This is a genomic window from Nitrospiraceae bacterium, assembly GCA_035623075.1.
Classification (GTDB): domain Bacteria; phylum Nitrospirota; class Nitrospiria; order Nitrospirales; family Nitrospiraceae; genus DASPUC01.
The window spans coordinates 140,363-156,698 of record DASPUC010000020.1; the positions used below are offsets into that span (position 1 = coordinate 140,363).

The following is a 16,336-nucleotide window of genomic DNA, read 5'->3' on the forward strand; positions in this document are numbered from 1 at the left end:
CGAGAATGGTATGGTCTGAATCGGCAGCGATCACATGCCACTAATTAAGACCTTAGCCATCACGCTGAAAAGCCGAAAATGGGGTGATGCCGATAGGATTGTGACGTTCTATACGAGGTCTCTCGGGAAGATCCGTGGAATCGCTCGGGGAGCCAGACGGAAGAAAAGCCGATTCGGCGCGGCGCTTGAACCCTTGACGCTATCTCATCTCAATCTGTTCGAGAAATCGGGCGATTCCCTCTACAGAATTTCACAGGTTGATCTGTTGGAACCATTTGGGCGGTGTCGCGAGAATTTAACCGTGATGGCGGCGGCAGCTCGGATGGCTAATGTTGTGGCGGCTGTCACGCCGGAAGGGGATCCGGACCCGGAGTTGTTCGAAACGCTGGAGCAGGGGCTCCAATCCATGATGACAAGTTCAGATCCTGCGATGACAGCGCTGCTATTTCAGATTCGTCTGCTCGGATTAACAGGGTTCCGTCCCCAAACCGATCAGTGTGCGGCCTGCGGCAAGGCTCGTTTGGTCGGAGAACCTCAGTTTTCTCCGGTGTCCGGGGGACTGGTTTGTACAACTTGTGCCATGCATCAAGCAGCCCATTGCCTGCCACTTTCACGTGGGAGTCTTTCATTGTTGCAGCAAGCGTTGCGGCTTGCACCATCCGTCATCACACGCTTGAAAGCTGCGGGGCAAGTACGGGCCGAATTGGAAAATGCAATCGAGGGGTATGTAACCGTTGTTGCTGGGAAACGGCTGCCTCCTGTCGATTTTCTGATCGCCTCATCATGAGGTGTAGAATACTAATTAATGTGTGCGGGGCATGAGGCCTATGAAGATGACTGAGACGGTTCTTGAGCCCAGGGACATGGATTGGGTCGACAAAGGGGTGTTGGGCATTGAATGGAGCGACGGCCACAAGGCCGTCTATCCGGTGCGCTACCTCCGCCAGCACTGCCCTTGCGCAGCCTGTGTCGATGAATGGACGGGCCAGCGCCGGCTTCAGCCAGACGATGTGCCGCTCCTTATCATGCTTCAGGATATCGCACCAGTCGGGCGATACGCGCTGCAATTTACTTGGAGTGATGGTCATGATACCGGGATCTACTCGTACTCCCTTCTGAGAAAGCTGTGTCAATGTGATCAATGTCAGCCGGTGAAACCGGTCGAGCCGAGGAGCCGGCGTCTCCTATGAGCTCGATGCGGGTACGACGGGCCCCAGTGCTACCTCAGCGAGTGATCCTTCTCCATTGGATGAAAAATAGGATAGGCCTGTTTGTGGTGTTGGGAGTATTCGGTCTTATCGGCTGTAGCGGAGTTCCTCCGATCGAGGAGCAGGCGGAGCATGTCAGGAACAATGAGCTGGTATTAAATCAACTCACTCCACGAGCCTTTGTCAGGGCGTGGGGGAAGCCGGCCTATCAACGATCAGAATTCATGCATTTTTTTGGGATGAAAGATGGGTCCAAGGTTCCACAATCGCGTCTCGCCATCGGAGAATCGCCGAAAGGGTGGGAGGCGGATTTCGAAGTAGGCGAAGGACTCTCGCTTATCTATCCAGACCAGGGTTGGTTGGTGGTCTTCCTGGACAACCGACTCGTGTATCGCGAGTCGTTACCCGCAGACAAGCTCCATTCGATGGGGCGGGAATGGAAGAAAGAGGAGCAGTTCAAACCGAGGATGGACATGCCATCGGGGCCTCCTCGGTAGGCCGGTACTGCTACCCTTTCATGATACATCCGTCCCTGCATATCCTCATCGCGGCCTCCGAAGCAACTCCCTACGCGAAAACTGGTGGATTGGCTGATGTCGTCGGGGCATTGTCCCTCGAATTTGCCAAGCTTGGTCATGATGTCATCTTGATACTTCCCTACTACCGAAGTGTGAAAGACTCAGGCCGATCGTTTCGAGCCGTTGGATCATTCCGTGTCCCCACTCCGAATGGCCCAGCCGACACGGTCATCGAGGAAGAGGTGGCTCCGGTAGATCAAGACGGGTACCGTATCCGAGTCTGGGCGTTACGTCACGATCATTTCTTTGACCGCGTCGGACTGTATCAGGACAAGGGGGGTGACTACGCGGATAATCTGGATCGATTTACTTTCTTCAGTCGCGCAGTTCTCGAGGGGATGGCGTATCTCAATGCCCGGCATAGCTGGAAACCAGATATCCTCCATCTTCACGACTGGCAGACCTCACTCTGCGCTCCATATCTCAAAACGACCTATCGGGAACAGGTTGATCTGCAGGGTTCCCGGATTCTTTTAACGCTCCATAATGTTGGCTATCAGGGTATTTTCCCGGCGTCGGATTTTTCAAGGACCGGGCTTCCTCCATCGATGTTTACCCCGAGCACGTTGGAGTTCCACGGCTCAGTGAATTTGCTCAAGGGGGGAATTGTGTTTGCCGATTGTCTGACCACGGTGAGTCCAACATATGCTCGAGAAATTCTGTCGCCGGAATTCGGTTTTGGGTTGGATGGCGTGTTGAGACATTGCCGACACCGGCTCACGGGAATTCTTAACGGCATTGATGTCGAGCAATGGAATCCCGAAACGGATCCCCATTTGCCAGCCCACTACTCTGTGGCGAACCAAGCTGGGAAGAACATTTGCAAAAGGTCCCTCCAGCGAGAGTTTCAGTTGCCAGAGAAAGATGTCCCACTTATCAGTGTGATCGCCCGACTTGTTTCTCAAAAGGGATCAGATCTCGTCGGCGATATCATTCCTGATCTCATGACACAGGACGTGCAACTGGTAGTTTTGGGGACTGGCGATCCTGCCTATGAAGAACGATTCCGCGCATTGCAGAAGCGCTTTCCATCACAATTCGGGCTCGTCATCGGCTTCGACGAAGCACTTGCACACAGAATCGAAGCAGGGGCTGACATCTTACTGATGCCGTCTCGATATGAGCCATGCGGGCTGAGCCAGTTGTACAGTCTTCGTTACGGCACGGTGCCCGTCGTCAGGAAGACAGGAGGGTTGGCCGACACCGTCGTGCCGTTCACTCCAACGAACGCCCAGGCAGGAACCGCCACTGGATTTCAGTTTGAAGCAGCAACGGCCGAATCGTTGCTCAGCGTGATAACGAAGGCGATCGCTCTGTATCACGATCGCTCAACCTGGAAGAGGCTGGTTCTAGCAGGTATGAGGACGAATGTGTCTTGGGCCCGATCTGCCCAATCGTATAATCAGCTCTTCTTGACCCTTCTCCGGGAGCAAAAGAGGAAAGCTTAGCTCGTTGGCGTTCGGGTGGTGATGGAGAAGCGGCGAGTTAGGGGAGGCGTTGTGTTAACTGAATAAATCTCGCCTCAAGCTCTGCGAGCAAAATCTGCGCTTGCGAAGAGTAGTACTTATAATCATCAGTTTCTGGTTGAGCAATCACGGACTTGAAGAGACCCTTCGCCACGTCGAGATGACCGGCGTCCACGGCAAGCTGCCCTGTTCGAATCGAACAAGCTGCTGCCATGGCCCTCACGTCCACGGCGAAGCGATTAGTTGGCTGGCCCACGAATTGTTCAAGCTTCTTCGGTAAGGGGAGGACGAAGGATTCCCGTGCCGAAGAATCATTGGCTGCACGGGCCAAAGTGACCACATCGGTTTGCAAGCTTTCAACGTCCGACCCTGCTTGGCAGTGAGAATATGTTTTCCACAGGTCCATGAAACCGGCATTGTCTATGACTGCCGCGTTCATGGGTTGGCTTGTTTGACAGCCGACCAATGACAAGAGAAGCAGACCCGTGACCACAGCCATGGGTGTCTTCATTGGGGAGATATTTCGGTTCATTCTCATACTCATAAAGAGTTCGCCTTTTCATTCTCGGGTTATGCAATCAATAGGCCGACGAGATTGTCATTATAACTAATTGATTTATTTAATATATTAAGTTACTTGAGCTGTGCTGAAAATAACCCACTATGGCATATTTGAGGCAGGTACTGTGCTGGATTATGAGTTGAAGATTTGAACGAGGATCCCAGTACGAGTCGTTGCGTTGGTTTTCCTCATAATATGTTTAATATGTTCTTTAACCGTTTGCTCTGTGATTTGAAGCGCATTGGCGATTTCTTTATTCGTCCATCCCTTTGCCAGGTGTTCCACGACCGACTGTTCCCGATTGGTCAATTGGAATTTCTCTTTGGCCTGGTCTGTGTTCAGTTGCTGCCGTCGGGCCAACTCTTCCATAGTGACGACCAGCCGCGCAAATTGCACACCGCCTCGATCTGGTAAGCCAAATCCCCGTAATAAAACCGGCTGGTCCGGGTTGCCTGTCACTCGTTTGATTTCAAACTGCTCCCAGTCTTTCGCTTCAGTACGAATGTGAAGCGCTTTGACGATCTCGCCGCAGAGTTCTGTGAGAGCTGTTGGCAATACGCCGTGGGCAGCTTTGGAAGCCCCTCCTCCGTGCAGGGCGGCATTAATCTGCTTAGACAATTCGGATGCCTGACGGTTCATGTGAAGTAACTGCATGGAGGCCGAGAGCACAACAATGCCCGGGCCCGCCCGCTGGTCAGCCAGGGTTTCGGCTGGATCTGGGATACCTGTTGGATCGCTCATGGCGTAGGAATTATCTACGAGGATTCTATGAGGAGTCTTCTAGACAATCCAAGGAATTCTGCTAATGTAACAATGAGATGTCACCACGAAACCTCACCAGAGGTGAAATGGTACCTAACCCTTTCGAGGGAGTCAACACCCCACCTTTCGGGAAACGAGGCCTACGTCATTGGTATTGTCGGTGTGACTAGGGATTTTTATACTGGCATTCACGTCCGCTGTACCTTTTCCTAACATCATTATTCACGCAGGCTATTCATAAGATTCGATCGAATGGATGTGAGTGAAAACCGAAATTTCGAGACTTGCACTGCTTTGCTGTAGGCGCGCAGCACATTCCATCATCTCTCTTAGGGGGGCACCGTGGCACAGATTGAGTGGGAATGGCCGATCATGACAAATTTTCAAAAGCATAGTGAACGGGTCGCGCTCTTACGACCAATTCCGTACGAGATGACCTCGCCGGTGGATGATCCTGTTGCAAGGACCCGCCAAGGCAAGGCCCTTTCCGTCAACATCAGTAACGGCGGGATGTTGCTTTTAATGGATCAGGCACCAGCTATCGACCAGGTACTGAAGGTGTTTGTGCCGACACCGATCACGATGGCTGAGACGCCCACCTTAGCTGAAGTGCGTTGGACAAGGAGATTGCCGTTCGGTCGGAATAACGGCACCGGAACGTACTTCGTTGGCCTGAAGTTTATGTTCTGAGGCGAGCACCTTATCGCGACGGAGATGATGAATGCCCTATGGCGCTTTGTGGCGAAGAACATTCATCAATTGCACGTAAGCATGACCTCCAGGTGATCATTAATGCAGGCTATTGTTAAGACTCCCAATAACCACGATTTTGTCGGAAGAGGTTTGTATGAAGATCATGATACGTAGCTTCATTGCTGCGATTCTGCTCCTGGTTTCATGGTGCGCGAGTGCATTGGCTGAGCCCAAGTTGAACTCAAGCGTAATGACGCCTCTTTCAGAGTCGTTCGAGGAGAAATCCTCTCTGACTGTGACGGCGGATTACATCATTGGTCCAGAAGACGTGTTGGATATTACCGTCTGGAAAAACGCTGACCTTTCGAAGACCGTTCAGGTCAGACCTGATGGTCGAGTCTCCTTACCTCTTGTTGGTGATGTGCCTGCGGTGGGGAAAACCAGTACGCAGCTTACAAATGAAATTTCAGATAAACTCAAAGCCTATATGGAGAATCCAACGGTGTCAATCGTTGTCAAAGAGGTGAATAGTTACGCCATTTATGTGCTTGGCGAAGTAGCGAAACCAGGAAGGTATCCTCTCAAAAGCAAGACTACACTACTTCAAGCGATCACATTGGCCAGCGGGTTCACAGCGGTTGCGTCACGCAATAAGATTGTTATTTTTCGATTCGCTAAAGAGGGCGAACCTCTAACGAAAATTAAGGCCAGTTATGATGACATCGTTCTGCGAGATGGCACTAACCAGAACATCGAACTTAAGCCTGGTGACACGATTGTCGTCCCATCGGAAACGATGGTTGTCATTCCAGCTCGATGACACATTTCTTGAGATATTGGACCCATTGCTCTCAGGCACTGTGGGGAGTCCTCTAATGAAGAACGAGAAAGTTGACAGAGAAAAATCGATTCTAAGGTCGCGCACCGCGATAGTACCGTTTTCTATCTTGAGCCTGCTCTGCCTTAGTCTGGGATGTACCGCCCCTAAGATGGAGTATCAGGTGGACTATAGCTTTCCCACTGAATGGCTGCTGGGGCCGGAAGATGTATTGGTCGTGACTGTATGGCGAAACCAGGATCTCTCGCGGGAGGTCGTCATTCGACCGGATGGAATGATTTCCATGCCGCTTATTGGGGATGTTCAAGCAGCAGGACTCACGGCGAATGTTCTGGCGAAGCGGATTGCCGAGCGAATGACGGAATTCATGTCGACTCCAACCGTCTCAGTACAAGTCAAGGAGGTCAGCAGCTACTTTATCTTCGTAACTGGAGAGGTCAGCAAGCCGGGTAAGTATCCGCTCAAGTCCTTTGCAACCGTTCTGCAGGCGGTTTCGTTGGCCCAAGGCTTCACCCCATTTGCGGCAAAGAACAAGATGCAAGTAGTTCGTATGGTTAAGAATGGCAACGGTGACATGCACGAAGTCCATATTCCAGTGGGATTTGATGATCTCGTCTCCGGAAAAGGCCCCGTGCGAAACTTTGTCCTCAAGTCAGGGGATGTCATTGTCGTGCCGTAAACTTTCCGGGATTTGTCTAGCAGGTCTTTTCGGCTCGCTGACGATGGGGTTGGGAGGCATTTCTGTGGCCAAAGGGGAAACGATGGTGCTTCCATCGATCGCGATTTATGAACGATATGACAGTAATGTGTTTAACACTGTCAGTTTGCCAGGAACAACCAGTAATGATTTTGTGACCGGGACGACACCTCAATTAACTGTAGTGCACCTCGGAGACAGAATGGATGCTGGGCTGGTAGCAGGAGGAATCGGGGAGCAGTACATAAATAATCCGGGGTTAAGCTATTTCGGGGGATATGGAGGAGGTAAATTCATTCTGGACAAATTAGTGCAGCGGTTCATACCTAAAGCATCCCTGCAAATTGCCGAAAGCGCCTCTTACATTCCACAGGCGCCGACGTATTCAACGACTGATCTGACTTCTGGTGATCAGGTGAATCCCTTCGCCAGGGGGATTCAGATTGTTCGTACCAATACGTTTACGAACGCATCCTTTCTTACAGGGAACTACGCATTGACTCCGACTGTGAACCTCCGGGCCACGTACACGTATTCACTAGTTCGTTTTGGCCATTCCTTTGCAAGTCAGCCGAGCATCACAGGGCATGACACCAATTTCCAGAGTCTTGTTGCAGGACCACAGGTGCAAGTCTCCGCCACTGACATCATGGGGGTCAACTTCCTATACCAGCAGGGCGACTTTCCTGGAGGAAATATCCCTCGCTATCACAGTTATGGGGCAAATGCTTTTTGGAATAGAACGTGGATGCCAGAGTTCAAAACAACCCTATTTGGCGGAGCCACCGTAGTCAATCAGGGTGCAAATAACGCGGCCGCTCCAGGAAGTACATCGACCTCTTCAACCGATGTCGCTGCCTACAACGCGGGGTTCGGACTCAATTGGGTCGATGCACCAGGCCCCAACCCGTTTGGCGCTTTGCTGCCGGGTGGCGGATTAGGCGGGGTTGGTCCGGGGGCGGGAGGAGCCGCTGTTGTCGGTGGAGCACCAGGGGGGATTGGGATCGGAGGCATTATCGCCGGTGGTGCCAGGACGATTGCAAATCTCAATTATACAGGGGGAGTATTCCCCGGCGTGGTTAGCGGGGGCGGTGCACAAGTAAGCAATGTGGTCACGGCTTCAGTCACGCGAAGAGTTACTCCGGCTTTCTACGTGCAGGCAATGGGACAATATGCGCGCAGTGACTCGCTTATTACCCCAACTTCTGGGACAAGCATTTCTTATCATGGTTACGGGGGCAACCTAGCGCTCCAACATATGATAGGTCGTACGGCCTTCGTAACCCTCTCTGGATCTGCACATTCCTTCACGGGCACGGGGGTGACGACTGGTGGGTCAACTACTGCGCCTTTGGGGTCTCAGAAATTTGATCGGTATACCGGGATTCTAAGTATCACCATGCTCTGGAAGTAACTATGAATATGCCAACATATACGGTCCACGATTACTGGGAAATTGTACGCCGACGAAAATGGCTTATCTCGGGAACAATTGTCCTTTCGCTTGCAGTAGCGTGGGTGACCTATCTTGTGCTACCCAAAATGTATCGGTCCAATACTTTGATCATTATTGAGAATCAAAGAGTTCCCGAGAACTACGTTAAAGGGGTCGTCACCCAAGCACCTGTAGACCGAATGGCGACGATACAACAGATAATTCTCAGCCGTGCACTACTAGGTAGGGTGATTGAAGAATTTAGGCTCTACCCCGCTGGCAAAAGTGCCGAAGACATTCTCGAGCCAATGCGGAATCGCGTCAAGATCGCGACGACACGTGAACACGCTTTTGTAATCTCTTTTGCAGACGAGAGTCCAACCTTGGCCCAACAGGTCACAGCACGGCTGGCGGATCTTTTCATTGAACAAACTCTGAAAACGCGTGAGCAGCTTGTTGGCGAAGCGACCGAGTTTTTACAAGTCGAACTCGACGCTGCCCGAACAGAGTTGGATGCAAAAGAGAGGGCCATCAGCGAATACAAGTTGAAGCATATGGGTGAATTGCCAGGTCAGGAAGAAGCAAACTTGCGCTCCCTTGACCGACTGCAAACTGATCTCACGGTAACTTCTGAAGCAGTGAGTAAGCTGAACGAACGGCTCGGACAAATTGAAAAATCTATCAAAGAATACGAAGTGGCCGATGTTTCGAGTCCTGCCAGTTCTGTCGCCGGTGCACTGATCCCTGGCTCTTCAGGAAAAATGGAGCCAAAGCTATCGCGTCTCCAGGAATTGGAACGAACTCTGGTTGCCCTTTCAGCCACATATAAAGACACATATCCTGACATCGTCCATTTAAAACAGGAGATTGCGAAGCTAAGGACTACGTCTACCGAGGAGACGGACACGAGAATTCTCCGTGAAGACTCAGCAAGTGCAGAAAAGGCATCCGAAAGGAAATCCGAGAAGAAGTCCGACAAGAAAACTTTTGATCCTTATCAGAAAGAATTGTTCAGACAGAGGAACGAGGTCAAGACGGATCTCGCCTCGCTGAAAGAACGACAGGATCGAATCGCAAAACAGATTAGGGTGTACGAGGCACGAGTAGAGAAAACGCCAATGCGAGAGCAGCAGTTGGCCTCTTTGCTTCGCGATTATGAAAATATGCAGAAAAATTATCAGTCGTTGCTCGAGAAAAGGATCAATGCCCAAATCTCGGTGAATTTGGAAAAGCGCCAGAAGGGAGAACAATTCCGGATCATCGATCCAGCTCATCTGCCAGAAAGACCTGAGAGTCCAGATTTCGTGAAGATCATGATGGCGGGACTTCTTGGCGGATGCGGGCTGGCCTTCGGGACAGCAGTCGGGTTGGAATCGTTTCGGCGAGGCTTTCGCTTCGGTGAAGAAGCCGAACATTCGCTGGGCCTTCCTATCCTCGCCGAGATCCCAGCATTTCGCACAGCATTTAATGTCCCAACAAAGGCCCTCATGTTTCGGAGTGATCAACCGACGAGCGCTGAAAAGTTGACGTCTAAAACCCTTTTGTCCGGAGCGAGCGGGGCATTAGATCTCAACAACGGAAAGCTGAAAAAGGAACAGCCGACGGTGGGTCGAGGAGCGATCCCTGACCTCAATCTCATCATGAAATGGAGACCCCTCTCAGTGGTGGCTGAACAGTACAGGGTTGCAGCAACCAGATTGGCACTCATGAGTACGGAGCGGAAGAGTACCGTGATCGTCGTGACGAGCGCTCTAAAAGGAGAAGGCAAAACAGCCACGGCCTTAAACCTGGGATATGCCCTTGCTCACGATTTGGGGAAGACAACTCTCTTGATTGATTGCGACCTCAAGAAGCCAAAGCTGAACGTCTACGCGGGGGTCGCGCATGGTCCCGGCCTTGTTAAGATTCTTCAGGATGAAGGGTGCTCTCTGCAAGACTGTCTGCGCCAAGTGGATGAGTCCCCTCTGTGGATTCTGCCCTCTGGTTCATCAGGACAACGACCGATCGAGTTGTTCAAGGTGCGAAGGCTGTCCCGGTTCCTTACCGATCTGCGTTCTCAGTATGAGTACATCATACTGGATGCGCCGCCTATTTTACCTCTAGCGGACATGAACATCCTGGATAGCATGGCCGATATTCTGGTTCTAGTCATCCGGTCATGTGAAACAAGAAGAGATCTAGTTACGAAGGCAATGAGCACGCTCAAGCACAAAACCCAAGCAGGGATTATTCTGACAGGTATGCAGGAGAGCGAATCGCCATCTTATTACCTATTTGGTGACTATTATGCTACTGCCGACAGTCCCAAGCACTGAATACGGGGTGGAAGGGCACGTGATTCTTGATACGGTTGTGCCCGAACAGAAAAATTGTGCAGGTCGATTTTCTTTTCTTAGTTTAAGGAACCGGCTTCTGGTATTAGGCGGTGGAATGTTAGCGGCTGACCTAATTCAGGCATTGAAAGCCAGACGATTCAGCTTTACCCAAGTTGTTGGATATGTGGATAAAGATCGGGGCTTGGAGGCTCGACGCTCTCATAGTCCGCTCTTTCTCGGAACAATTGATCGATTGTTTGAGATTGTGGAGCGTTGGCAGATTCATACTGTCGCAGTCTGCCTCGAAGACCAGAGGGCTACATTGCCGGTACAGACGCTCCTAGACATTAAGACAATGGGCCTCGAAGTAGTCGATGGCCATCGTCTCTTGGAAAAGGGGTCTGGCCGTCTTTTAATTGACTGTCTGAGGCCCAGCGCTCTCATCTTTTCGACTGGCTTCCGGAGGCGCATGCTCACGGGACTGACAAAGCGACTTTTCGACCTCATTGCTTCTGTTGGTGGACTAATTATTCTATTGCCACTATTTGTTTTGGTCGGCCTCTTAATCAAGCTCGATTCTCCCGGTCCAGTATTCTATCGGCAAATGCGTGTTGGACTACGAGGCCAACCGTACATGATATGGAAATTTCGGTCGATGTCAAAAGATGCAGAGAAAAGGGGACCCCAGTGGGCCGAGATCAAAGACCCACGGGTGTCACGAGTCGGCCGATGGCTTAGAAAATTAAGGATTGACGAGTTGCCACAACTTATTAATGTGCTAGTGGGAGAAATGAGTTTGGTAGGACCAAGACCCGAGCGTCCTATGTTTGTTCAGGACTTGCGAGCCAAGATCTCCTACTATGACATCCGCCACACTGTAAGGCCAGGCATCACAGGGTGGGCTCAAGTACGGTTCCGATATGGAGCTTCAGCGGAAGATGCCCATAGAAAGCTTCAGTATGACCTTTTCTACGTGAAGAATATGTCGCCTGCTTTAGATTTGCTCATCCTGATGGAAACACTGAGTGTCGTGCTTTTCTGTAAAGGTGCGCGCTAGCTTAATTAACGGAATAGAAAACATGACGATCAGACATTGCCTCTCCTTTGATGTTGAAGAACACTTTCAGGTGTCAGCATTCGCGTCCCCGATGCGACGTCGTCATTGGGATTTCTTCGAAAGCAGGGTTGAACGGAGCACAGAGAAGATACTGCATTTGCTCGAAGCTAAGCGTGTCAAGGCAACTTTTTTTGTTCTGGGTTGGGTCGCCGAGCGACGTCCGAGTCTTATACGTCGGCTCGCGGAATGCGGGCATGAAATCGCGTCCCACGGATACGCACATGAGCTTATTACGGAGCAGACACCAACAATGTTTCGCAATGATGTGCGGAAGGCCAAACAAATCCTTGAGGATCTTCTCGGTAGTGCAGTCCATGGATACCGCGCTCCTTCGTTCACCATAACGCAGGAGACTAAATGGGCGATATCCATATTGGCGGAAGAAGGTTACACGTATGACTCTAGCATCTTCCCAATCCTTCATGATCGGTACGGGATGCCTGGAATGTATCCATGGTCCCATCAGCTCAAAACTGATTCGGGGCTGCTTTGGGAGATACCCCCTTCTACTGTAAAGCTAGGAGGAGTAACCTTGCCCATCGCCGGCGGAGGATACTTTCGATTATTCCCGTATCCAATACTGCATCGACTGATGAAGCGAGTCGAAACGCAAGGTCGTCAGTTGGTACTATACTTCCATCCATGGGAGCTTGACCCTGAGCAACCGAAGATGAAGGGCTCCTTCATTTCACGGTTTCGACATTACCTTAATTTGGGAAAAACTGAAGAACGATTGGCGCGTCTCCTGGACGACTACCAGTTTGGTCCTATTCGCGAAGTGATCGCGCCGATCAATCAAATGTTCATTGAGCGTCTTGGATCATTGGTTCGTGGCCACTCGTACGACCGCAAGAATGGAACCAGGGATCAAGCAGCTAAAGCGCCTGCTGATAAAGCCAATGCACAAAGTCAGATGCATTTTCAGAGTGTTGACGAGGGTACAGTATACAGCAATGTCATAGGAGCGCAGGTCGACTTATGAACTCCACAAGAGTTGATTCGAGTCTGCCATGCCCGGACAGGATGCACCAGATGTTTTGGTACGTAGTGAAAGCCAAACCCCACCAGGAACGGGTCGCGGAACTGAATCTTCAGCTATTGGGTGTGGAAACCTACTGTCCGATTCTCAGGGAAGGCAAGGAGATTCGTGGACGACAACGAATCCGCGTCGCTCCCCTATTTCCTGGGTACCTGTTTGCTAGATTTCATCTGAAAAACCAGCATCGGTCCGTCCTTTATGCCAGAGGAGTGAGTACCATCGTGACGTTCGGATCGACACCTGCGACAGTCGATGACGAAATGATCACTGCAATTAAGTCCAGGCTTCAAACTAGGTACGTAACCATGCCAAACCGGTCATTTCGATCTGGTCAGCGTGTGCAAATACAGGAAGGACCCTTGCGAGGACTGGAAGCGATCTTTGAGCGCCAGGTGGTATCCAGCAACCAGCGAGCAGTGCTGTTATTGCGAGCGCTATCATACCAAGCAAGGATTGTGGTGGATTTGGCGAATGTTGTGAATGCCTGAATTTTTGAGTCTCTGCTGATGATGCCTTCCCGTTGTTTGCGAGAGGCAATCTCGGGGGAGCTTTAGTTGGATTGCAGTGAAGCCGTTTCCCTAGGCTAGGCGACAGCGATTCTAGTCGGCGATGAAAGACCGCTGTCTTCAATGGCAAAGCAGTGTAGAACCGGTCGTGCACCGGGATGGCGGTAGCTTGTGCATGAACCTCTGAAACCCGAAGGGATTGACGGTCTAGATATAGATGAGTATAGACATGGACAAGATGATCTTGACCCTATTCCTGAACGCTTGCATAGGTCATCAAATCTGCCGTTCCCAGCTTTCACAAATGGCGGGCGAAATATATTTGGGAGATATAGACGCCCAGCTACTTCAAGCGACTGCGAATGGTTAGCTTACTCGATTCCAGACGAATCACGCTTTTTTGAACATAGGAGTAGGGTGGTCGCAAACAAGAGATTGACTTCGAATATAACGGCGATAGGGGAAAACCGAACAGGGAAATAAAATGGCGGTCAACAACACAGTGAGGGCGCCGACTTATATCCTGGGCATCTCTGCCTTCTATCACGATAGCGCAGCCTGTCTGTTAGGTGATGGAGACATTCTCGCTGCCGTCCAAGAGGAACGGTTCACGAGAAAAAAACACGATCCAGGCTTCCCTCGCCAAGCAGTGCAATACTGCCTAGCCCAGGCAGATATCGGCATCAAAGATCTCAAATACATCGTGTTCTATGACAAGCCGCTCATCAAATTCGAACGACTTCTGGAAACCTATATCTGTTTTGCTCCTAAGGGGCTCCAGTCGTTCTTAGCGGCAATGCCAGTGTGGTTGAAAGAAAAGCTACTGCTCAGAAGCCTGCTTCAAAAAGAAGTGCTGGCATGTGCCGACGGCCTCGAACGCTCTGACTTGCCGGAATTCTTGTTTGGCGAACATCACGAATCGCATGCGGCTTCGGCATTTTTTGTGTCTCCCTATCAGAAGGCAGGGGTCTTATGTATGGACGGCGTTGGCGAATGGGCCACTACCTCTGCGTGGTTGGGAGAGGGCAATACCTTGACACCTTTGTGGGAGATCCCCTTCCCACACTCCCTAGGCCTTCTGTATTCCGCTTTCACCTATTACACCGGCTTCAAAGTGAATTCCGGCGAATATAAGGTGATGGGACTGGCTCCCTACGGCGAACCCAAGTATGTGAAGGCCATTTACGATCACCTGTTGGATTTGAAGCCGGACGGTACGTTCCGGATGAATATGGATTACTTCAACTATTGCACGGGGCTCACTATGACGAGCCGCAAGTTTGATGAGTTATTTGGGGGGCCGCCTCGTACGCCGGAGTCAAAACTTGGGCAGCGCGAGATGGATCTGGCTCGCTCCATTCAGGAAGTGACCGAAGAAGTAATGTTGCGGCTATCACGGACGATGCATCGCGAGACTGGGGCGGCATACCTGTGCCTTGCAGGAGGCGTCGCTCTGAATTGCGTCGGGAACGGCCGCATCTTACGAGAGGGACCCTTTAAGGGGCTCTGGATTCAACCGGCCGCTGGTGATGCTGGCGGAGCGATGGGGGCAGCACTCAGTGCGTGGTATCAGCATGATAATCAGCCAAGGACAGCCGACCATAGGAAAGACCAAATGAAAGGAGGCTACCTTGGCCCAGCCTTCACCAACGACGAAATTGAAGCCAGGCTGAAAATCATCGGGGCGGTCTACAATCGGCTTGAAGACGAGGACTTATATGATCAAGTCGCTGAAGATCTAGCAAGAGGAAAAGTAGTGGGGTGGCTTCAGGGCCGCATGGAGTTCGGACCTCGATCCCTCGGCGGACGCAGTATCCTGGGCGATGCGCGGAATACCAAGATGCAATCAGTGATGAACCTCAAGATCAAGTATCGAGAGTCCTTCAGGCCCTTCGCCCCCTCGGTGCTCCGGGAACGGGTGCCGGATTATTTTCAGATGAACTGCGACAGCCCATATATGTTGCTGGTTGCGCCGGTGATCGAAAAGCGGCGACTGCCGTGCAATCCGAATCAGAAGGGACTCTGGGGCATCGACTTGCTCAACGTGCCGCGCTCAGATATTCCCGCGGTCACCCACATCGACTATTCGGCGAGAGTGCAAACGGTTCATGAAGAGACGAATCCACGCTATTACAAGTTGCTCAAGGCGTTTGAACAGAAGACCGGGTGTGCCACCCTGGTCAATACCTCGTTTAACGTGCGGGGCGAACCGATTGTCTGTACTCCCGAAGATGCCTATCGGTGTTTCATGCGGACGGAAATGGATGTGCTCGTGTTGGAAAACTTCATTCTCATAAAGGAAGACCAAAAACCGCTCGGGAGCGACTCTGATTGGAAGAAGGAATTTGAATTGGATTAAACAGAGGGCGTGAATGAATCAAGATACAAACAAGAAACAATTGCGCGACTTCGGTCTTGTGGTAGGCGGTATCCTGGTGGTCATCGGGCTGTGGCCTTTGATGTTTCGCGGACAGTCGCTTCGCCTTTGGGCGTTCGGTCTGGGTGTGGTCTTAATGGCCTTAGGCGCCGTGCTGCCTATGCTTCTGGCGCCGGTCCACAAGGTATGGATGTGGATTGGTCATGTTTTAGGATGGATTAATACGCGAATCCTCCTTGGCATCGTATTCTATGGGCTCGTGACGCCCATCGGGTTGATGTTTCGGCTTATAGGCAAGGACACGATGAGGCATGAGATCGCAGAAGCAAGTCCAAGCTATCGCGTGGTTCGAAAGCCTCGACCTCGAGGACACATGAGGTTTCAATTTTAAGAAATCCGCAGGAGGTGCGATATGGGCGAGTTTATGTTGGAATTGTGGGCCTTTATGAAGGAACGAAAAAAATTCTGGCTGCTGCCTATTGTAATGGTTCTTTTGTTGCTAGGGAGCCTGATTGCATTGACGCAAGGTTCGGCGGTGGCACCCTTTATCTATACACTTTTTTAATTCTGCGAAACCTCAGATCACTATTGGGCAATGAATTAAGGCAAACATCAGCTTGATATTGCCAACGTATGATGCATCATTATTGCGATGGAGCCAGCTGGTTGACTGAAGCCGCTTTCGGCTTTAGGCCTTTACTCCGTCGAAATTACTTCTAGCGGGTTTTATCTGGTCGTTTCCG

Annotated in this window: 17 protein-coding genes; 15 read left to right on the plus strand and 2 right to left on the minus strand. The window is 51.2% G+C overall.

Features of this window, described 5'->3' with window-relative positions; all coding sequences use genetic code 11:
• The first annotated feature begins 34 nt into the window (after positions 1-34).
• Genes recO through glgA form a run of 4 tightly spaced genes read left to right on the plus strand, consistent with a single transcriptional unit; the run spans position 35 to position 3,234 of the window.
• Positions 35-787, plus strand: a complete 753-nt coding sequence (gene recO, locus VEI50_04475) for a DNA repair protein RecO (GenBank protein ID HXX74360.1) — start codon at positions 35-37, stop codon at positions 785-787.
• Between the two features lie 46 nt (positions 788-833).
• On the plus strand, positions 834-1,190 hold the full coding sequence (locus tag VEI50_04480) for a DUF971 domain-containing protein (protein ID HXX74361.1): 357 nt from the start codon (positions 834-836) through the stop codon (positions 1,188-1,190).
• 59 nt (positions 1,191-1,249) lie between these two features.
• On the plus strand, positions 1,250-1,705 hold the full coding sequence (locus VEI50_04485) for a hypothetical protein (protein ID HXX74362.1): 456 nt from the start codon (positions 1,250-1,252) through the stop codon (positions 1,703-1,705).
• Positions 1,706-1,725: 20 nt separating this feature from the next.
• Complete coding sequence (gene glgA / locus VEI50_04490) at positions 1,726-3,234, plus strand: glycogen synthase GlgA (protein ID HXX74363.1); 1,509 nt, start codon at positions 1,726-1,728, stop codon at positions 3,232-3,234.
• Positions 3,235-3,271: 37 nt separating this feature from the next.
• Here glgA and VEI50_04495 read toward each other — a convergent pair whose 3' ends face one another.
• Together VEI50_04495 and VEI50_04500 are read right to left on the minus strand one after the other, a co-directional pair.
• Positions 3,272-3,751, minus strand: coding sequence for a hypothetical protein (locus VEI50_04495; GenBank protein ID HXX74364.1), 480 nt, complete (start codon positions 3,749-3,751; stop codon positions 3,272-3,274).
• Between the two features lie 195 nt (positions 3,752-3,946).
• Positions 3,947-4,555: a LuxR C-terminal-related transcriptional regulator gene (locus VEI50_04500; protein HXX74365.1), complete on the minus strand. Its 609-nt coding sequence runs from the start codon at positions 4,553-4,555 to the stop codon at positions 3,947-3,949.
• Positions 4,556-4,918: 363 nt separating this feature from the next.
• On the opposite strand from VEI50_04500, the gene VEI50_04505 reads away from it, so the two are divergent.
• The 11 genes from VEI50_04505 (at position 4,919) to VEI50_04555 (ending at position 16,158) form a co-directional block, all read left to right on the plus strand.
• Entirely contained in the window at positions 4,919-5,266 is a 348-nt protein-coding gene (locus VEI50_04505) for a PilZ domain-containing protein (protein ID HXX74366.1), read from the plus strand.
• 157 nt (positions 5,267-5,423) lie between these two features.
• A complete protein-coding gene (locus VEI50_04510; GenBank protein HXX74367.1) occupies positions 5,424-6,089 on the plus strand; it encodes a polysaccharide biosynthesis/export family protein in 666 nt (221 codons plus the stop codon).
• A gap of 169 nt (positions 6,090-6,258) precedes the next feature.
• Positions 6,259-6,786: a polysaccharide biosynthesis/export family protein gene (locus tag VEI50_04515; GenBank protein ID HXX74368.1), complete on the plus strand. Its 528-nt coding sequence runs from the start codon at positions 6,259-6,261 to the stop codon at positions 6,784-6,786.
• A gap of 64 nt (positions 6,787-6,850) precedes the next feature.
• Entirely contained in the window at positions 6,851-8,218 is a 1,368-nt protein-coding gene (locus VEI50_04520; GenBank protein ID HXX74369.1) for a hypothetical protein, read from the plus strand.
• 8 nt (positions 8,219-8,226) lie between these two features.
• Complete coding sequence (locus VEI50_04525) at positions 8,227-10,554, plus strand: XrtA system polysaccharide chain length determinant (GenBank protein ID HXX74370.1); 2,328 nt, start codon at positions 8,227-8,229, stop codon at positions 10,552-10,554.
• On the plus strand, positions 10,526-11,611 hold the full coding sequence (locus tag VEI50_04530) for a TIGR03013 family XrtA/PEP-CTERM system glycosyltransferase (GenBank protein ID HXX74371.1): 1,086 nt from the start codon (positions 10,526-10,528) through the stop codon (positions 11,609-11,611). The genes VEI50_04525 and VEI50_04530 overlap by 29 nt, the downstream gene beginning before the upstream one ends.
• A 22-nt stretch (positions 11,612-11,633) precedes the next feature.
• On the plus strand, positions 11,634-12,653 hold the full coding sequence (locus VEI50_04535; protein ID HXX74372.1) for an XrtA system polysaccharide deacetylase: 1,020 nt from the start codon (positions 11,634-11,636) through the stop codon (positions 12,651-12,653).
• Between the two features lie 50 nt (positions 12,654-12,703).
• On the plus strand, positions 12,704-13,198 hold the full coding sequence (locus VEI50_04540) for a transcription termination/antitermination NusG family protein (protein ID HXX74373.1): 495 nt from the start codon (positions 12,704-12,706) through the stop codon (positions 13,196-13,198).
• A 502-nt stretch (positions 13,199-13,700) separates the two neighbouring features.
• Positions 13,701-15,575, plus strand: a complete 1,875-nt coding sequence (locus tag VEI50_04545) for a carbamoyltransferase (GenBank protein ID HXX74374.1) — start codon at positions 13,701-13,703, stop codon at positions 15,573-15,575.
• Between the two features lie 13 nt (positions 15,576-15,588).
• A complete protein-coding gene (locus VEI50_04550; protein ID HXX74375.1) occupies positions 15,589-15,984 on the plus strand; it encodes an SxtJ family membrane protein in 396 nt (131 codons plus the stop codon).
• A gap of 21 nt (positions 15,985-16,005) precedes the next feature.
• Positions 16,006-16,158 carry a DUF5989 family protein gene (locus tag VEI50_04555; GenBank protein ID HXX74376.1) on the plus strand — a complete coding sequence of 51 codons (153 nt, stop codon included), beginning with the start codon at positions 16,006-16,008 and terminating at the stop codon, positions 16,156-16,158.
• Positions 16,159-16,336 lie beyond the last annotated feature (178 nt).

Excerpts from the sequence above, each read along its gene's own strand:
- recO (HXX74360.1), top strand. The coding sequence starts at position 35 with ATGCCACTAATTAAGACCTTAGCCATCACGCTGAAAAGCCGAAAATGG.
- VEI50_04480 (HXX74361.1), top strand. The coding sequence starts at position 834 with ATGACTGAGACGGTTCTTGAGCCCAGGGACATGGATTGGGTCGACAAA.
- VEI50_04485 (HXX74362.1), top strand. The coding sequence starts at position 1,250 with ATGAAAAATAGGATAGGCCTGTTTGTGGTGTTGGGAGTATTCGGTCTT.
- glgA (HXX74363.1), top strand. The coding sequence starts at position 1,726 with ATGATACATCCGTCCCTGCATATCCTCATCGCGGCCTCCGAAGCAACT.
- VEI50_04495 (HXX74364.1), bottom strand. The coding sequence starts at position 3,751 with ATGGCTGTGGTCACGGGTCTGCTTCTCTTGTCATTGGTCGGCTGTCAA.
- VEI50_04500 (HXX74365.1), bottom strand. The coding sequence starts at position 4,555 with ATGAGCGATCCAACAGGTATCCCAGATCCAGCCGAAACCCTGGCTGAC.
- VEI50_04510 (HXX74367.1), top strand. The coding sequence starts at position 5,424 with ATGAAGATCATGATACGTAGCTTCATTGCTGCGATTCTGCTCCTGGTT.
- VEI50_04515 (HXX74368.1), top strand. The coding sequence starts at position 6,259 with ATGGAGTATCAGGTGGACTATAGCTTTCCCACTGAATGGCTGCTGGGG.
- VEI50_04525 (HXX74370.1), top strand. The coding sequence starts at position 8,227 with ATGCCAACATATACGGTCCACGATTACTGGGAAATTGTACGCCGACGA.
- VEI50_04530 (HXX74371.1), top strand. The coding sequence starts at position 10,526 with ATGCTACTGCCGACAGTCCCAAGCACTGAATACGGGGTGGAAGGGCAC.
- VEI50_04535 (HXX74372.1), top strand. The coding sequence starts at position 11,634 with ATGACGATCAGACATTGCCTCTCCTTTGATGTTGAAGAACACTTTCAG.
- VEI50_04540 (HXX74373.1), top strand. The coding sequence starts at position 12,704 with ATGTTTTGGTACGTAGTGAAAGCCAAACCCCACCAGGAACGGGTCGCG.
- VEI50_04545 (HXX74374.1), top strand. The coding sequence starts at position 13,701 with ATGGCGGTCAACAACACAGTGAGGGCGCCGACTTATATCCTGGGCATC.
- VEI50_04550 (HXX74375.1), top strand. The coding sequence starts at position 15,589 with ATGAATCAAGATACAAACAAGAAACAATTGCGCGACTTCGGTCTTGTG.
- VEI50_04555 (HXX74376.1), top strand. The coding sequence starts at position 16,006 with ATGGGCGAGTTTATGTTGGAATTGTGGGCCTTTATGAAGGAACGAAAA.